This is a genomic window from Streptomyces sp. NBC_00887 (genome assembly GCF_045207585.1).
In genome coordinates this window covers 4,414,978-4,430,918 of the sequence record NZ_CP108788.1, presented here as the reverse complement: position 1 = coordinate 4,430,918, position 15,941 = coordinate 4,414,978, and the positions used below count along the sequence as shown (strand labels likewise).

Here is a 15,941-nt window from a genome sequence, read left to right as displayed (position 1 = left end):
ACACCGGGCCGCTCGGGCGCCGACACGTGCCGCCGGAACCGGTTGTCCCGTATTACCTTTTCTTTACACTTCTTGGGCAGGTCAGGTGTGGGTGACTCGGCAGGGGGAGAGCGATGACGTTGCAGCCGTTCGCGACGACCGCAGGGGCAGCGCGCGGTGCGGTGCCCGCGCAGCAGGGTGCCCGCGCTCGGGGGCTCCGGGGCACGCACGCTCCGGTGGTACGTGATCTGCGGGGCAGGAACGGGCTCGGCCCGCGCAGCCTGGACTTCGTGGCGGGTGATGTCGTGGTGGTCTCCGGACTGCCCGGCAGCGGGAAGTCGACGCTGATCCGGCGCGCGGTGCGGGAGCACGCCATCGACTCCCAGGACACCAGGGACCGCTGGGCGGCCTCCCTGCCCGCTTTACTCCCGTACGCCCTCTACCGCCCCCTGGTCCGTGCCGCGCACTACCTCGGGCTGTGGCGGGCGCTGCGCTCGGGCGGATCCGTCGTCGTGCACGACTGCGGAACCCAGGCCTGGGTGCGACGCTGGCTGGCCCGCGAGGCCGGGCGCCGGGACCGCACGCTGCATCTCGTCCTGCTCGACGTCACCCCTCATGTGGCCAGGGCCGGCCAGCGGGAGCGCGGACGGGGCGTCTCCGGATACGCCTTCGCCCGGCACCGCGGTGCGGTCGGGCGGCTGCTGCGCGATACGGAGAGCGGACTGCTGCCGCCCGGTTGCGCGTCCGCGGTGCTGCTCGACCGGGAGGCCGCCACGGCGATCGAACGGATTTCGTTCGCAAACGCATAGACCGGTGAGCTCCGTCCGGCCGTCCGGAATCTGGACGGTCCGGTTGCCCCGGCCTGCGCTGTTCCCCGTGTCACTGCCGTCCGGGCACGGCTCGGACTATGGTTTCTGCCGCACAGCATGGCGAGAAAGGGACACAGACACCGTGGACATTCCGGCCCAGGCCCCCGTCGATCCGCAGCACGGATGGCCGGCCAACGAGCTCGAGGAAGTGCTCAGCGCCTCCCTCGGCGTGCCCGGGGCCGGCGGCCGCCTGGTCGAGGTGCTCGGCCGAAGCCGCGTCTGGGTGCCCCTGCCGAACGGCGGCGGGCCCGACAGCCCCGACCTCGACCTGCCGACGGTCGACATCGGCGGCGCCGCGTTCGTACCGGTGTTCAGCTCCGAGGCCCAGTTCCTGCACTGCGTCGGCGCCCATATCTCGTTCACCGTCGCGCCCGCCCGTGAATTCGCCCGCGGACTGCCCCCGCAGCTCGGCATCGCAGTCAATCCGGGCGGGGCCGTCGGAGTGCCGCTGCCCCCGCCGGCCGTCGCCGAGCTCTGCAGGGCCGGGCGCACCGCGCTGGACGGGCCCTCCGGCGGGCGGGTGCGGCTCTACGAGCCGGACTGGAAGGAGGACCCCGTCGACTTCCTCGCCGCGGTGTCCGGCGAATTCCAGGACATCGGAGTCGTGAGCACCGCGCGCAGGGCGCTGGCCAGCATCGAGGGCGACGACCCCGTCCTCTTCGTCGGCGTCGAGTTCGCTACCTGGGACGGCGCCGGACAGAGCGCCCCGATGGATGCGCTGGGCCGTGCGCTGGGCCGGGTCCAGCTGCCGTGGCCGGTCAATCTGGTCCTGCTCGACGTGGCCCAGGACCCCGTGGGTGACTGGATGCTGGAGAAGGTACGGCCGTTCTACCGGCGCGAGGGGTACTGAGTCAGCTTCGCCCGTGGCGCCAAGCCGGTGTCAGGGGCGGCACATAAGCTGGTTTGATGGCGAGGCCGCACCTGTTGTGCCCGGGTGCGGGACAACAGCACCGCGGCACAACGGGGCAGCGGAACGAAGAGGGGCGGGACCCAGGGTGAGTGCGTCAGGCACCGCGGAGGCCGGGCAGGTCGAGCACATGCTGCGGCAAGTGGCCCCCGGGCGCCCCGACGCCTACGAGGCGCTGCTGCAGGCCCTCACCGACGGCCGGATCTGGATGCTGCTCTGGCACGGCACGGCGGGCTCGCCCGACGCCCAGTACGGCAACATGGAGATCGACGGCCTGGGCTACGCCCCCTGCGTGACCTCCGCCCAGGAGCTCTCGGCCAGCGGCTGGAACAGGTCCCACGAGCTGGTCACAGGCCGCGAGATCGCCCGGTCCCTCTTCCCCGACCGCTGGGGCATCTGGCTCAACCCGCATGCTCCCGGCGGCGGCGTCGGGATCCCCTGGCTGGACCTGCGCCGCATCGCGACAGGCCTCGACCGGATGCCCGCCGGCCCGCTGCAGCTCTCCGAACCCGCCATCGAGATTCCGCAGTTCTACGCCCTTTTGTCACACAATGCCCATCGCACCCCCGCCGTTCGCGCGCTGCGCCGCGCCTGGGTGCAGCCCGCGCTGGGCGCCCCGTACCTCGCGATCGGGCTCGACCTCTACGACACGGGCCGGCCCTCCGTCGACGCGGTCCGCGCGATGATGCAGCAGTCGATCGGCGTGGTCCCCGACGGCCTGCCCGTCTCCACGGTGTCCATGTCCGACGAGTACGACCCGGTCGCCATGTGGCTGCGCGCCAACTCCCGTCCGTTCTACGACCGCGAGGCGCACGCCCCGGCGGGCCCGCCGCCCGCCGCCGCGCCGGGGTACGGCTACCCGCCCTCGCACCTGCGCTGAACCCGCCCCGATTTCGATCGGGTTAACAAGCGCGGGCAGGATGTCCCGTATCTGGGCGGTTTGTTGAGTGTCCGGGTCTCAGGTAGGTATCACCGCTATGCGGACTGTTCTCCGGGCTGCTTCGCGAATGTAGTGTTCGGGCGAATCAATACCTCTCCACACACTGCTGACCTGGGGTGGACCCACATGCGAATATTCAAGTCCCGAACTGTTCGGGTGATCACGGCGGCTGTCGCCGTCGGCCTGGTCGCCACGGGCTGCTCCAGCGAGCGGGACAACGATGCCAAGGACGGAGCGAAGGACACCTTCGTCTTCGCAGGTGCGGGAGACCCCGGGTCCCTGGACCCGGCGCTGGCCAGCGACGGTGAGACCTTCCGGGTCACCCGTCAGGCCTTCGAAGCCCTGCTCGAGCACGAGTCCGGTGGAAGCAAGCTCGTCGGCGGACTCGCCGAGACATGGGAGAGCGACCCCGCCGGCAAGGTGTGGACGTTCAACCTCCGTAAGAACGTGAAGTTCCACGACGGCGAGGAGTTCAACGCCGCCGCGGTCTGCGCGAACTACGACCACTGGTTCAACTGGGCGGGTACGTACCAGTCCAGCGCGGTCTCGTACTACTGGCAGTCCATCATGGGCGGCTTCGCGAAGAACGAGGACCCCGAGGCGCCGAAGGCGAACTACAAGTCCTGCACCGCGAAGGACGCCAACACGGCGGTCATCGAGGTCAACGAGCCCTCGGCGAACCTGCCCGGCGGCTTCTCCCTGCAGGCCCTGGCGATCCACTCGCCGAAGGCCCTCAAGGAGTACGAGAAGCAGGACGCGACCGCCAAGGGCGACGCGATCACGTACCCCAAGTACAGCCAGGAGGCCGGCACGGTCGCCGGCACCGGCCCGTACAAGATCACCAAGTGGAACAAGAGCAACAAGGAAGTCAGCCTCGAGCGCTTCGACGGCTACTGGGGCGCCAAGGCCAAGGTGAAGAACCTGGTCTTCCGCACGATCGACACCGAGGAGGGCCGCCGCCAGGCGCTCCAGGCCGGTGACATCGACGGCTTCGACCTGGTCGCGCCCGCCGACATCAAGACGCTGGAGTCCGAGGGCTACGAGGTCCCGACCCGTGACGTCTTCAACCTCTTCTACGTGGGCATGACCCAGTCGAAGAACCCGGCGCTGAAGAAGCCCGAGGTCCGGCAGGCCATCGCGCACGCCATCGACCGCGAGAACATCGTCAAGACCCAGCTGCCCGAGGGCGGCAAGGTTGCCACGCAGTTCATGCCCGACACCGTGGCCGGCTTCTCGGACAAGGTGAAGCAGTACCCCTTCGACACGAACAAGTCGAAGCAGCTGCTGAAGGCCGCCGGCGAGAGCAAGCTCTCGCTCGAGTTCTGCTACCCGACCGAGGTCACCCGCCCCTACATGCCTGCCCCGCAGGACATGTTCGAGCTGATGAAGGCCGACCTCGAGAAGGCCGGCATCACGGTCGTCCCGAAGGCCATGAAGTGGGCCCCGGACTACCTGGACGCCACCGAGGCCGGCTCCTGCGCCCTGCACATGCTGGGCTGGACCGGTGACTTCAACGACGGCTTCAACTTCATCGGTACCTGGTTCGCCGGCGCCGACAAGCAGTGGGGCTTCAAGGACGCCAAGGTCTTCGACGCGGTGAACGCCGCTTCGAAGGTCGTCGACCCCGCCGGACGCGTCGACGCCTACAAGAAGGCCAACGAGACCATCATGGAGTACCTGCCGGGTCTCCCGATCTCGTCCTCGCCGCCCGCGATCGCGTTCGCCAAGAACGTCAACCCGCCGAAGGTCTCCCCGCTGACGCAGGAGAACTTCGCCGAGGTCTCCTTCAAGTAACCGCACATCAGTGGGCTCGCCCGGCCACCCCTTCCCGGTGGCCGGGCGAGCCCACTTTTCGACACGTAAGAAAGGGGCACGCGGGGTGCTGCGACTCGTCGTACGAAGACTGCTACAGCTCATACCCACCCTGCTCGGCCTGTCGGTTCTGCTCTTCCTGTGGCTGAACCGGCTGCCCGGCGGACCCGCCTCAGCGATCCTGGGCGAGCGGGCGACCGAAGCCGAAGTGGCGCGCATCAACCGGGTGCTGGGGCTCGACGAGCCCGTCTACGTCCAGTACTGGCGCTTCCTCAAGCGCATCTTCGAACTGGATCTCGGCACCTCCACCCAGACCGGTCAGCCGGTGTGGGACGAATTCGTCCTGCGCTTCCCGGCAACCGTGGAGCTCAGCGTCGCCGCGATCGTCATCGCGGTCCTGATCGGCATCCCGATGGGCTACCTCGCCGCCCGCCACCGCGGTGGCTGGCTCGACGTCGCCTCGGTGTCCGGGTCGCTGATCGGCATCTGCATCCCCGTGTTCTTCCTCGCGCTGATACTCAAGGGCATCCTCGCAGTCCAGCTCCACATCTTCCCGAGCTACGGGCGGCTCTCCACCGGACTCGACGCCACGAACATCACGGGATTCGCCACCCTGGACGGCCTGTTGACCGGTGAGCTCGACGCGACCTGGGACGCGATCATGCACCTGGTGCTGCCCGCGATCGCCCTCGCGACCATTCCGCTCGCCGTGATCGTGCGCATGACCCGGGCGAGCGTCCTGGAGGTCCTCGGCGAGGACTACATCCGCACCGCCGAGTCCAAGGGCCTGGAGAAGCGGGTCGTTCGCGGCCGTCACGTGCTGCGCAACGCGCTGCTCCCCGTGGTCACCGCGGTGGGCCTGCTGACCGGCAGCCTGCTGTCGGGTGCGGTGCTGACCGAGTCGGTCTTCTCCTTCGGAGGCATCGGCTCCTTCATCCGTACCTCGATCGACGCGCGTGACTACCCGGTCCTCGTCGGCTTCATCCTCTTCATCGCGATGGTGTACGTCCTCATCAACCTGCTGGTCGACGTCGCCTACAGCATCATCGACCCGAGAGTGCGGGTGCACTGACGTGACTGCATTGACCAACAGGGCCGACAAGATCGACCGGCTCGCCGAACTGACCCAGCAGACCGAGTCGACCGCGGGCGCGAGCCTGTGGCGCGAGGCCCTGCGGCGGCTCAGGGGCAGCAAGATGGCCGTCATCGGCGCGGTCGTCATCGGCGTGTTCGTGGTGCTCGCGATCGTGGGACCGTGGATCGCCCCTTTCAGCCCCACCGCCCAGACCTGGCGCGGCGAAGTCTTCACCAACCAGGGCAAGTTCGTCGGAATGCGCGGCGAGAACTGGTTCGGCCTCGACCACCTCGGCCGCGACCTGTTCTCCCGCATGCTCGTCGGCGCACGCCAGACCCTGCTCGTGGGTGTGGTCTCGATGCTCATCGGTCTGGTCATCGGCGCGATCGTCGGTGTGCTGTCCGGTGCCGCGGCGACCCTCGGCGGCAAGGCCGGTCAGCGGATCGACACCGTGATCATGCGTTTCACCGACCTCATGCTGTCGCTGCCCTCGCTGCTGCTCGCGGTCTCCATCGCCGCCGTGATGGGCCAGTCCCTGACCACCGTGATGATCGCCGTCGGCGTCGTCCAGATCCCCGTCTTCGCCCGTCTGCTGCGCGGCTCGATGCTCGCCCAGGGCGGTGCGGACTACGTACTGGCGGCCAAGGCGCTCGGCATCCGGAAGAAGCGGATCGTCCTCACGCAGATCCTGCCCAACTCGCTGAGCCCGGTGATCGTCCAGGCGACGCTCAGCCTCGCCACCGCGATCATCGAAGCCGCGGCCCTGTCCTACCTCGGCCTCGGCAACCCCGATCCGGCGATCCCGGAATGGGGCGTCATGCTCTCCCAGGCGCAGCGGTTCTTCGACAACGAGCCGATGATGGCCGCCTATCCGGCCGTCGGGATCATCATCACCGCACTGGGCTTCACCCTGCTCGGCGAGGCCATGCGCGAAGCCCTCGACCCGAAGCTGCGAGGCTGATCTCCCATGGCACTGCTCAATGTTGACCAGCTCAGCGTCACCTTCGGCGGACGCGGCCGCAAGGACTCCGTCGCGGTCGACGGTGTCTCCTTCACCGTGGACCAGGGCGAGGTCGTCGGCCTGGTGGGCGAGTCCGGCTGCGGCAAGTCCGTGACCTCGCTCGCCCTGATGGGCCTGCTGCCCGAGAAGGGCGTGAAGGTCGGCGGACGCGTGGAGTTCGACGGCCAGGACCTGCTGACCATGAGCCGGCGCAAGCTCCGCGACATGCGCGGCAGCCAGCTGGCGATGATCTTCCAGGACCCGCTGTCCTCGCTGAACCCGGTGATCCCCATCGGCGTCCAGGTGACCGAGATCCTCCAGCGGCACCGCGGACTGAAGGGGGAGGCCGCCCGCAAGGAGGCGGCCAACCTCCTGGACCGGGTCGGTATCCCGGACCCGCGCCGGCGCCTGAAGGAGTACCCGCACCAGCTGTCCGGCGGTATGCGGCAGCGTGCGCTCATCGCCATGGCGGTGGCCTGCGCACCCCGGCTGCTCATCGCCGACGAGCCGACCACCGCGCTCGATGTGACCATCCAGGCCCAGATCCTGGAACTCCTCAAGGAACTGGTCGACCAGGAGGGCACCGCTCTGCTGATGATCACCCACGACCTCGGGGTCGTCGCCGGCATCTGCGACGAGGTCAATGTCCTGTACGCGGGACGGGCCGTGGAGTCCGCCGACAGGCGTGAGCTGTTCGCCGCTCCCACGCACCCGTACGCGCACGGGCTGCTCGGTTCCATCCCGCGTCTGGACGCACCGCGCGGGGAGCCCCTCCACCCGATCCGCGGATCGATCAACGACAAGATCGCCTGGGCCGACGGCTGCGCCTTCGCGCCCCGCTGCGATTTCTACACGATGGAGTGCCTCACGGGCACTCCCGAACTGACCGAACCACGCACGGCCGGACACCAGGTGCGCTGTGTCAACCCGGTCCTGCCCAAGGCGGAGGTTTCGGCATGAGCCTGCTCGAACTCGACGATGTGAAGGTCCACTTCCCCGTCAAGAAGGGTGTCTTCTTCGACCGTACGGTCGGACACGTGTACGCCGTGGACGGCATCTCGCTGAGCGTCGAGGCCGGCCAGACGTACGGGCTCGTGGGCGAGTCGGGCTGCGGCAAGACGACCCTGGGCCGGGCGGTGCTGCGGCTCGTGGACATCACCTCCGGTGAGGTCGTCTTCGACGGCACCGACCTGGCCAAGCTGCCGGACGAGGAGATGCGCCGGTACCGCCGCAGGCTCCAGATGGTCTTCCAGGACCCGCTCGGCAGCCTCAACCCGCGGCAGAACATCGAGTCGATCCTCTCCGAGGGCATGGCGGCCCACGGGATCGGCACCGACCGGGACGACCGCCGGGAGAAGATCAAGGCGATCCTCGCCAAGGTCGGACTGCCCGCGAACTCGCTGTCCCGCTATCCGCACGAGTTCTCCGGCGGCCAGCGCCAGCGCATCGGCATCGCCCGGGCCCTGGTGCTCGAACCGGACGTGATCATCTGCGACGAGCCGGTCTCGGCGCTGGACGTGTCGATCCAGGCGCAGGTCATCAACCTGCTGGAGGAGCTGCAGCAGTCGCTGGGGCTCACCTACCTCGTCATCGCCCACGACCTCGCCGTCGTCCGGCACATCTCCGACGTCATCGGGGTCATGTACCTGGGCTCCCTGGTGGAGGAGGCGCCGAGCGACGCGCTGTACGCCGGTCCGAAGCACCCGTACACCCGGGCGCTCATGTCCGCGGTGCCGGTGCCCGACCCCGAGGTCGAGGACCGGCGGGAGCGGATCCTGCTCCAGGGCGACCTGCCCTCGCCGGCCAACCCGCCGGCCGGCTGCCGGTTCCACACCCGCTGCCCGTGGGTGCAGGACAAGTGCGCGCTCGAACGTCCGGTCCTGACGGACCTGGGTGACGGGCACAAGGTGGCCTGCCACTTCGCGGCCGAGATCGAGGACGGGACGATCGGGCTGACCCGGGCAACCGGTATCGAGGCGGTCGTGGGGACACCCACCGAGGAGCGGGTCGCCGACAAGGCGCCGGCTGTGAAGGTGCCCGCGCAGAAGGCACCCGCCGACTCGGTCGCCGTGGCGCCGGTGGCGGAGAAGTCCGCCGAAGGGGAGGCCGAGGCCGAGGCCGGAGCCGAACCGGAGATGGCGTCCGGGGAGGCATCCGCGCCCGAGGGTGAGGCAGCCGACACCGCCGAGGTCGACGCCGACGCCGAGGCGGCAGACGCGGCCGACGCCCCGGACGAGCCCGAGGACGCGGCCCCGTCCGTGGCCGAGGCCGGCACCGAAGGGAAGGCCGGCACCGTCTGACGGCCTCCGGGCGACATCGTGGGCACCGGACGTTGTAGAACTGTCCGGTGCTCAACGAACTCTTCACTCCCTCCGTCCAGCATGCGCTCGACCTCGTCGGGATCTTCGTCTTCGCGATCTCGGGCGCCCTGCTCGCCGTACGCAAGAACTTCGATGTCTTCGGCATCGCGGTGCTCGCCGAGGTGACAGCGCTGGGCGGAGGGATTTTCCGCGATGTGATGATCGGGGCGATCCCGCCCGCGGCCTTCACGGATCTCGGCTACTTCCTGACGCCGCTGCTCGCGGCCGGCCTCGTGTTCTTCCTCCACCCGCACGTCGAGCGGATCCAGGTCGGTGTCAACGTCTTCGACGCGGCCGGCCTCGGCCTCTTCTGCGTCGGCGGCACGGTCAAGGCCTACGACTACGGCCTCGGCCTCACCGCCTCGGCCGCCCTCGGGCTGGCCACCGCCGTCGGCGGCGGTGTGCTGCGCGACGTACTCGCCAACGAGGTGCCGTCCCTGCTGCGCTGGGACCGCGATCTGTACGCGGTGCCCGCGATCGTCGGCGCGGTCATGGTGGTGCTCTGCATCCGCTTCGACGCCCTCAACGCCTTCACGAGCGGCACCGCGGTCATCACCGCGTTCGTCCTCCGGCTGTTGGCGATGCGCTTCCACTGGCGTGCTCCGCGCGCCTACAACCGGCGCTCGGCGACCGCGGAGGAGACCCCGGCGGTCATGTGAACGCCACAGAAAAGCTACCGCTCAGTAATGCAATCGGTGTACCGTGCATCGCATGGCACAGGCAGCAGCGCAGGCGCCGCGCACAGCGCAGGCAACCATCGGTGACAGCGAGTTCGACCGCGACACCGCCGTCACGCTTCGTGAAGAGGGCGTCTACGACGCCGTGCTCTCCGCGGGATGGACGATCATTCACGCGGTCAACGGCGGCTATCTGCTGGCCATGCTCGGCCGGGCACTCGGAGAGGCGCTGCCGCACTCCGACCCGTTCTCGGTGTCCGCGCACTACCTCACGGCCTCCGTACCGGGCCCCGCCGTCATCCGTACCCAGGTGGTCCGCAGCGGCCGCACCCTCTCCACCGGAGAGGCCTCGCTCTTCCAGTACGCGGAGGACGGCAGCGAGATCGAGCGCATCCGGGTACTCGCCACCTACGGTGACCTGGACGGCCTGACCGGCGACGTCCTCACGTCCGCCGAACTGCCCGCCATCCCGCCGCGGGAGCACTGCCTCGGCCCGGCCGACGGCCCGGCGGCGATTCCCGGCAGTTCCGCCATCACCGAGCGGCTCGACATCAAGCTCGACCCGGCGACCATCGGCTGGGCCATCGGCGCCCCGTCCGGCAAGGGCGAGATGCGGGGCTGGTTCGGACTCGCGGACGGCCGCGACGCGGACCCGCTCTCGCTGCTGCTCACCGTCGACGCGCTGCCGCCGACCTCGTTCGAGCTCGGCCTGAAGGGCTGGACGCCCACGATCGAACTCACCACCCACATCCGCTGCCGCCCGGCCCCAGGGCCGCTGCGCGTCTCCATCACCACCCGCAACCTCGCGGGCGGTTTCCTGGAGGAGGACGCGGAGGTCTGGGACAGCGCCGACCGTCTGGTGGCACAGTCCCGCCAGCTGGCCCGCGCACCGCGCGGCTGAGCGGCGGAGGGCCGGAGCGCCGGCCTTCGAGCCGCCCGCACCGGGCGGCGGTTCACGGGTGTGGACGCAGGAAGCCGGCGAGGGCTGCGGTCAGCTCTGCCGGCGCGTCCTCCTGGACGAGGTGCCCGGCCCCGGCGACCAGCCGGAGTCCGGCGCCCGGAATCAGCGCGGCCAGTTCATGCCCGCGGGCGACCGGGATCCAGGTGTCCTCGGTGCCCCAGCAGATCAGTACGGGCAGCTCCAGCTCGCCGTACCGGTGCTGGATGTCGTCGGTGAACCGCTGGTCGTTCTGGGTGATCTGCCGGTAGAAGGCGGGCTGCCCGGTCTCGGTGCACCACGGGGCGACGAGCCGTTCGAGCACCTGGGGATGCAGCCCCGGACGGCTCGCGGAACTCACGTACTCGGTCACCAGTGCGCGGTGCAGGGCGGCCGGCAGCTCGCCGAAGACCTCGGCGTGGCCGCCCAGCAGCCGGTACGCGGGTGAACCCCACGGGGCGAGCGCCACGGGGTCGACGAGCGCGAGGCGCCGGTAGCGGGCGCCGTGCAGGAGGTACGCGCGCAGTGCGACACAGCCGCCGAAGTCGTGGGCCACCACGGCCGGTTCGGGCAGGTCCCAGTGGGCGAGGAGCTCGGTGAAGACCCAGGCCTGGGCGCGCAGGGACACGTCCTGGTCCTCGAACTGGGCGGAAGCGCCGTAGCCGGGCAGGTCCCACACGTACACGCGGTGGTCCTGGGCCAGCCCGCGGGCGATACCGCGCCATACGTACGAGGAGAAGGGCGTGCCGTGCACCAGGACGACCGGCGGAGCGTGCTCCGGGCCGAGTGCGGCCCAGCGCACCTCGCCCGACGAACTGGTGAAGGTCCGGTCGAGAGTCCATTCGCTCATGGCGACGACCCTATGGGCTGTCCAGCCAGTGGGCCCGGCCCAGCGTGACCAGGCGCAGTCGGCGTCGCGCCTGCCGGGCGACCGCCCGCTCGTCCTCGGGGCCCGCGTCCAGGAGCGCCGAGGCGGTGAGCACCATGTGGTCGACGTACAGCCCGCCCAGCATCAGGAGGTCCTCCGGGTCCCAGCCCGCCGACTCCGGCTCCGTACCGAGGGCCGCCGCCACCTCCTCGGCGAAGCGGCGCAGCTGGCAGGTTATGGCTTCGCGGACGGGGCCCACGCCGCCGTGCTGTTCGCGGGCGATGAAGCGGAAGTGGGCGGGCTGCTCGGTCACATGACGGGCGATCAGTTCGACACTGCGGTCCAGTCGCTCCTCGCTGTCGCCCGTCTCGGCGAGGATCGCACCGATCATGCCGTGGAGGCTGCCCAGGGTCTCCTCGACGAGGGCGACACCCAAGGCCGCCGTGTCGTCGAAGTGCCGGTAGAAAGCGGTCGGGGCGACTCCCACGGCCCGCGTCACCTCGCGCAGGCCCAGGCTGCTCAGACTCTGGTGCTCCAGCAGCCGCAGGGCGGCGTCGAGGAGCGCCTGACGTGTCTTCAGCTTCTGGGCCTGGCGGATGCCGACGGTGTGACTCATGCCATTCAGTAAACAACCGTTCTCCGAGTCTTGGAAGGGGTCCGAGGTCTAGACTGCAAAGTCAGTGAACAGTCGTACTCTCAACTGCTCGCAGAAAGGGCCACACATGTTCGTCCTCGTCGCCGCCCTGCTCCTGCTCGGGGTCGTCCTCGGAGCGGTCGCGCATCTGCCGCTGCCCCTGGCGCTGACCGCAGGCGCCCTGATCGGCCTCTGGCTGGCGCTCTTCGGAGTCCGTGAGCGCCTCGGCCGCCGGACCCGCTGACCCCGCCCGGCCCCTATTCCACCGGATCCGAAGGAGTACGCACCATGACCCTCACCACCGCACTCGCCCGCCGAACCCGGACCCGGAACGGCACCGGGGCAGGGGCCGCTCCGCACGACGACCGGACGCCCGGCGTCCGTGAGGCCTCCCGCGAGGCCTCCCGCGAGGCGGACGGGCTGGCCGTCGCCTCGTTCGTGCTCGGGCTGCTGGGCCTCCTGGTGATGAACATCCTGCTCGGGCCCGTCGCCATCGTCATGGCGGTCATCGCCCTCGCCCGCTCCACCGCCCGCCGCGGCCGCGCCCTGCTCGGACTCGCCCTCGGCATCGCCGACCTGGTCGTCCTCGCCGTCCTGGTCACCGAGAACGGCACCGTCTCCTGGAACTTCGGCGGCTGATCGGGGCGAGCGGAAGGCTCTCCCGGTACCGGATCGGGCCCCGGGCCGGGGTGGGCCGCACCCTTCCAGGGGCCCTGCGGGAGCCGTGACCCCATGCGACCGGCATGAGTCCCGCCACGGACTCGTAGAATCGTGTCCACCATGGCCTACCTCGACCACGCAGCGACCACTCCGATGCTTCCGGAGGCGATCGCGGCGATGACCGCGCACCTCGCCGTCACCGGCAACGCGTCCTCCCTGCATGCCGCCGGGCGCCGGGCCCGCCGCACCGTCGAGGAGTCCAGAGAGACGCTCGCGGACGCCCTCGGCGCGCGCCCCAGCGAGGTGGTCTTCACCTCGGGCGGGACCGAGGCCGACAATCTCGCCGTGAAGGGCCTCTACTGGTCCCGGCGCGACGCGGACCCCCGCCGCACCAGGGTGCTCGCCAGTCCGGTGGAACACCACGCCGTGATCGACGCCGTCGACTGGCTCGCCGAGCACGAGGGCGCCACCGTGGAGTACCTGTCCGTCGACCGGTACGGGCGCGTGCACCCCGAGGCCCTGCGTGAGGCGATCCTCCGCAACCCCGACGACGTCGCCCTGATCACCGTCATGTGGGCCAACAACGAGATCGGCACCGTCATGCCGGTACGTGAACTGGCCGATGTCGCGCGCGAGTTCGATGTGCCCATGCATGCCGACGCGGTACAGGCCTTCGGACAGCTGGAGGTCGACTTCGCCCGGTCGGGGCTGGCCGCGATGACCGTCAGCGCACACAAGATCGGTGGCCCCTTCGGCGTCGGCGCGCTGCTCCTCGGCCGCGACCACACCCCCGTGCCCGTGCTGCACGGCGGCGGACAGGAGCGGCATGTGCGCTCCGGCACCCTCGACGTACCCGCCGTCGCCGCCTTCGCGGTCGCCGGACGGCTCGCAGCCGAGGGGCGTGAGGGCTTCGCCCGCGAGATCGGTGCGCTCCGCGACGACCTGACCGCGGCGGTCCTCCAGGCCGTCCCCGATGCCGTGCTCGGCGGTGACCCGGCCCCCGGCGGCCGGCTGCCCGCCAACGCCCACTTCACCTTCCCCGGCTGCGAGGGTGACTCCCTCCTGCTGCTGCTCGACGCCCAGGGCATCGAATGCTCCACCGGCTCCGCGTGCACGGCCGGAATCGCCCAGCCGAGTCATGTGCTGCTGGCCACGGGCACCGACCCGGACCTGGCCCGCGGCACCCTGCGCTTCTCGCTCGGCCACACCTCCGCCAAGCAGGACGTCGAGGACGTCGCACGGGCGATCGGCCCGGCGGTCGAACGGGCGAGGACGGCAGGGCTCAGTTAGCCCTTCGCCGCCTCTGCCGCCTTCGCCGCCTCGGAAGCGGCCCGGACCAGCTTCATGTAGCGGTCCCAGTCCCAATGCGGTCCCGGATCCGTGTGGTCCGTGCCCGGCACCTCGACGTGCCCGATGATGTGCTCGCGGTCCACGGGTATCCCGTACCGCGCGCATATCGCTGCCGTCAGCCGTGCCGACGACTCGTACATCCGGGCCGTGAAGTCCTTCGGGCGGTCCACGAACCCCTCGTGCTCGATGCCGACGCTGCGTTCGTTGAACGAGCGGTTACCGGCGTGGTACGCCACGTCCAGCTCGCGGATCATCTGCGTCACACGGCCGTCCTGTCCGACGATGTAGTGCGTCGCGGCGCGGTGCGCCGGATCCTGGAAGACCTTGACCGCGCTGGCGAAGCTGCCCTGGGTGACATGGATGATCACCCGGTCCACGCCGTAGTCGTCGGGGCGGTCGGCCCGCCGCCAGTTCGCCTCGGAGGCCGCAACCCACCGGGCACCGGCGAAGTCCAGCTCACCGGGCGTGCGGGGCTTCTCCACGCCCGGTACCCGCCACCAGACGCGCCGGATCTCCTCCGCGGCCAGCGCGGCCGTGCCCACGGCGGTCGCGGCGCCACCGATCAGCAGCGAGCGTCTGCTGATGCCGCGCGACCCGCTCCCTGATTCTCCGGCACTGCCTCTGGTCCCCATGTGATCGTCAACGCATATCCGCGCGCATTCGGTTCCCGGAGCCCCGTACTCTGGATGGGCTATGACTCAGACCTCCCAGCGCCCCCTCCGTGTGCTCGCCGCCATGTCGGGCGGAGTCGACTCCGCCGTCGCGGCGGCCCGTGCCGCCGAGGCAGGCCACGACGTGACCGGTGTGCACCTCGCCCTCTCCGCGAACCCGCAGTCCTTCCGTACCGGGGCACGCGGCTGTTGCACCATCGAGGACTCCCGGGACGCCCGCCGCGCGGCGGACGTCATCGGCATCCCGTTCTACGTCTGGGACCTCGCGGAGCGCTTCCGCGAAGACGTCGTGGACGACTTCGTGGCGGAGTACGAGGCTGGGCGCACCCCCAACCCCTGCCTGCGCTGCAACGAGAAGATCAAGTTCGCCGCACTGCTCGACAAGGCCCTGGCCCTCGGCTTCGACGCGGTCTGCACCGGCCACTACGCCACCGTCGTGCTGAACGACGACGGCACCCGGGAGATGCACCGCGCCTCGGACATGGCCAAGGACCAGAGCTACGTCCTCGGCGTCCTGGACGAGAAGCAGCTCGCGCACGCCATGTTCCCCCTCGGCGACACCCTCACCACCAAGGACGAGATCCGCGCCGAGGCCGAGCGCCGCGGCCTGGCCGTCGCCAAGAAGCCCGACAGCCACGACATCTGCTTCATCGCCGACGGCGACACCCAGGGCTTCCTCGCGGACCGTCTCGGAGGCCCTGCGGAGGGTGACATCGTCGACGAGTCCGGTGCGAAGGTGGGCACCCACGAGGGCGCCTTCGGCTTCACCATCGGCCAGCGCAAGGGCCTGCGCATCGGCCACCCGGCCCCCGACGGCAAGCCCCGCTACGTCCTGGACATCTCACCGGTGAACAACACGGTGACGGTCGGCCCCGCCGAGGCCCTCGACGTCACGGCCCTCACGGCCATCAAGCCACGCTGGTGCGGTACGGCCCCGGCCGGCCCCGGCACGTACACCGCGCAGCTGCGCGCCCACGGCGGCGAGACCGAGGTGACGGCGGAGCTGACCGACGGCACCCTGCGCGTCTCGTTCACCGAGCCGGTACGGGGCGTGGCCCCCGGCCAGGCCGTCGTCCTGTACGACGGCACCCGGGTGGTCGGCTCCGCCACGATCGCCACGACCGTACGCCGCGAGAGGGCGACAGCGGGCTGACGCACAGCCTCGGACCGGGTCGCTCCCCTGCGGCGACCCGGCCGGTACG

The 15,941-nt window shown here is 70.3% G+C and carries 17 protein-coding genes; 14 read left to right on the top strand and 3 right to left on the bottom strand.

The features are described from left to right. Window positions 1-113: 113 nt before the first annotated feature. From OG844_RS20050 to OG844_RS20005, 10 genes are all read left to right on the top strand, one after another. Window positions 114-788, top strand: a complete 675-nt coding sequence (locus tag OG844_RS20050; protein ID WP_406392006.1) for an AAA family ATPase — start codon at window positions 114-116, stop codon at window positions 786-788. A 142-nt stretch (window positions 789-930) separates the two neighbouring features. After that, window positions 931-1,698: an enhanced serine sensitivity protein SseB gene (locus OG844_RS20045; protein WP_406392004.1), complete on the top strand. Its 768-nt coding sequence runs from the start codon at window positions 931-933 to the stop codon at window positions 1,696-1,698. A gap of 145 nt (window positions 1,699-1,843) precedes the next feature. Next, window positions 1,844-2,635, top strand: coding sequence for an enhanced serine sensitivity protein SseB C-terminal domain-containing protein (locus OG844_RS20040; protein WP_406392002.1), 792 nt, complete (start codon window positions 1,844-1,846; stop codon window positions 2,633-2,635). Between the two features lie 186 nt (window positions 2,636-2,821). Continuing rightward, on the top strand, window positions 2,822-4,489 hold the full coding sequence (locus OG844_RS20035) for an ABC transporter substrate-binding protein (RefSeq protein ID WP_406392001.1): 1,668 nt from the start codon (window positions 2,822-2,824) through the stop codon (window positions 4,487-4,489). An 85-nt stretch (window positions 4,490-4,574) separates the two neighbouring features. Then, a complete protein-coding gene (locus OG844_RS20030) occupies window positions 4,575-5,579 on the top strand; it encodes an ABC transporter permease (RefSeq protein WP_356424088.1) in 1,005 nt (334 codons plus the stop codon). 1 nt (window position 5,580) lies between these two features. Then, window positions 5,581-6,543 carry an ABC transporter permease gene (locus OG844_RS20025; protein WP_406392000.1) on the top strand — a complete coding sequence of 321 codons (963 nt, stop codon included), beginning with the start codon at window positions 5,581-5,583 and terminating at the stop codon, window positions 6,541-6,543. A gap of 6 nt (window positions 6,544-6,549) precedes the next feature. Beyond that, window positions 6,550-7,542: an ABC transporter ATP-binding protein gene (locus OG844_RS20020; protein WP_406391999.1), complete on the top strand. Its 993-nt coding sequence runs from the start codon at window positions 6,550-6,552 to the stop codon at window positions 7,540-7,542. Then, window positions 7,539-8,882 carry an ABC transporter ATP-binding protein gene (locus OG844_RS20015; RefSeq protein WP_406391997.1) on the top strand — a complete coding sequence of 448 codons (1,344 nt, stop codon included), beginning with the start codon at window positions 7,539-7,541 and terminating at the stop codon, window positions 8,880-8,882. The genes OG844_RS20020 and OG844_RS20015 overlap by 4 nt, the downstream gene beginning before the upstream one ends. A 47-nt stretch (window positions 8,883-8,929) precedes the next feature. Continuing rightward, a complete protein-coding gene (locus tag OG844_RS20010) occupies window positions 8,930-9,601 on the top strand; it encodes a trimeric intracellular cation channel family protein (RefSeq protein ID WP_406391996.1) in 672 nt (223 codons plus the stop codon). Between the two features lie 52 nt (window positions 9,602-9,653). Continuing rightward, window positions 9,654-10,520 (top strand): thioesterase family protein, encoded by an 867-nt coding sequence (locus OG844_RS20005; RefSeq protein WP_406391995.1) that lies wholly within the window; start codon window positions 9,654-9,656, stop codon window positions 10,518-10,520. A 52-nt stretch (window positions 10,521-10,572) separates the two neighbouring features. Here the strand turns inward: OG844_RS20005 and OG844_RS20000 are convergent, their stop codons facing one another. Both OG844_RS20000 and OG844_RS19995 read right to left on the bottom strand, forming a co-directional pair. Beyond that, entirely contained in the window at window positions 10,573-11,406 is an 834-nt protein-coding gene (locus OG844_RS20000) for an alpha/beta fold hydrolase (RefSeq protein WP_406391993.1), read from the bottom strand. 10 nt (window positions 11,407-11,416) lie between these two features. Continuing rightward, complete coding sequence (locus OG844_RS19995; protein ID WP_406391991.1) at window positions 11,417-12,040, bottom strand: TetR family transcriptional regulator; 624 nt, start codon at window positions 12,038-12,040, stop codon at window positions 11,417-11,419. Between the two features lie 64 nt (window positions 12,041-12,104). Here OG844_RS19995 and OG844_RS19990 point away from each other — a divergent pair, with 64 nt between their 5' ends. The 3 genes from OG844_RS19990 (at window position 12,105) to OG844_RS19980 (ending at window position 14,008) form a co-directional block, all read left to right on the top strand. Next, window positions 12,105-12,302, top strand: a complete 198-nt coding sequence (locus tag OG844_RS19990; protein ID WP_351176715.1) for a hypothetical protein — start codon at window positions 12,105-12,107, stop codon at window positions 12,300-12,302. A gap of 44 nt (window positions 12,303-12,346) precedes the next feature. Continuing rightward, entirely contained in the window at window positions 12,347-12,697 is a 351-nt protein-coding gene (locus OG844_RS19985) for a DUF4190 domain-containing protein (protein ID WP_406391989.1), read from the top strand. A gap of 141 nt (window positions 12,698-12,838) precedes the next feature. Continuing rightward, window positions 12,839-14,008, top strand: a complete 1,170-nt coding sequence (locus tag OG844_RS19980) for a cysteine desulfurase family protein (RefSeq protein ID WP_406391987.1) — start codon at window positions 12,839-12,841, stop codon at window positions 14,006-14,008. Here OG844_RS19980 and OG844_RS19975 read toward each other — a convergent pair. After that, complete coding sequence (locus tag OG844_RS19975; protein WP_406391985.1) at window positions 14,005-14,700, bottom strand: N-acetylmuramoyl-L-alanine amidase; 696 nt, start codon at window positions 14,698-14,700, stop codon at window positions 14,005-14,007. The two genes, OG844_RS19980 and OG844_RS19975, sit on opposite strands and share 4 nt — an antisense overlap. A 61-nt stretch (window positions 14,701-14,761) precedes the next feature. On the opposite strand from OG844_RS19975, the gene mnmA reads away from it, so the two are divergent. After that, the gene (gene mnmA / locus OG844_RS19970; RefSeq protein ID WP_406391984.1) at window positions 14,762-15,892 is read left to right on the top strand and encodes a tRNA 2-thiouridine(34) synthase MnmA; all 1,131 of its coding nucleotides are present in this window, start codon (window positions 14,762-14,764) and stop codon (window positions 15,890-15,892) included. Window positions 15,893-15,941 lie beyond the last annotated feature (49 nt).

Excerpts from the sequence above, each read along its gene's own strand:
- OG844_RS20050 (WP_406392006.1), top strand. The coding sequence starts at position 114 with ATGACGTTGCAGCCGTTCGCGACGACCGCAGGGGCAGCGCGCGGTGCG.
- OG844_RS20035 (WP_406392001.1), top strand. The coding sequence starts at position 2,822 with ATGCGAATATTCAAGTCCCGAACTGTTCGGGTGATCACGGCGGCTGTC.
- OG844_RS20020 (WP_406391999.1), top strand. The coding sequence starts at position 6,550 with ATGGCACTGCTCAATGTTGACCAGCTCAGCGTCACCTTCGGCGGACGC.
- OG844_RS20015 (WP_406391997.1), top strand. The coding sequence starts at position 7,539 with ATGAGCCTGCTCGAACTCGACGATGTGAAGGTCCACTTCCCCGTCAAG.
- OG844_RS20005 (WP_406391995.1), top strand. The coding sequence starts at position 9,654 with ATGGCACAGGCAGCAGCGCAGGCGCCGCGCACAGCGCAGGCAACCATC.
- OG844_RS20000 (WP_406391993.1), bottom strand. The coding sequence starts at position 11,406 with ATGAGCGAATGGACTCTCGACCGGACCTTCACCAGTTCGTCGGGCGAG.
- OG844_RS19995 (WP_406391991.1), bottom strand. The coding sequence starts at position 12,040 with ATGAGTCACACCGTCGGCATCCGCCAGGCCCAGAAGCTGAAGACACGT.
- OG844_RS19985 (WP_406391989.1), top strand. The coding sequence starts at position 12,347 with ATGACCCTCACCACCGCACTCGCCCGCCGAACCCGGACCCGGAACGGC.
- OG844_RS19980 (WP_406391987.1), top strand. The coding sequence starts at position 12,839 with ATGGCCTACCTCGACCACGCAGCGACCACTCCGATGCTTCCGGAGGCG.
- OG844_RS19975 (WP_406391985.1), bottom strand. The coding sequence starts at position 14,700 with ATGGGGACCAGAGGCAGTGCCGGAGAATCAGGGAGCGGGTCGCGCGGC.
- mnmA (WP_406391984.1), top strand. The coding sequence starts at position 14,762 with ATGACTCAGACCTCCCAGCGCCCCCTCCGTGTGCTCGCCGCCATGTCG.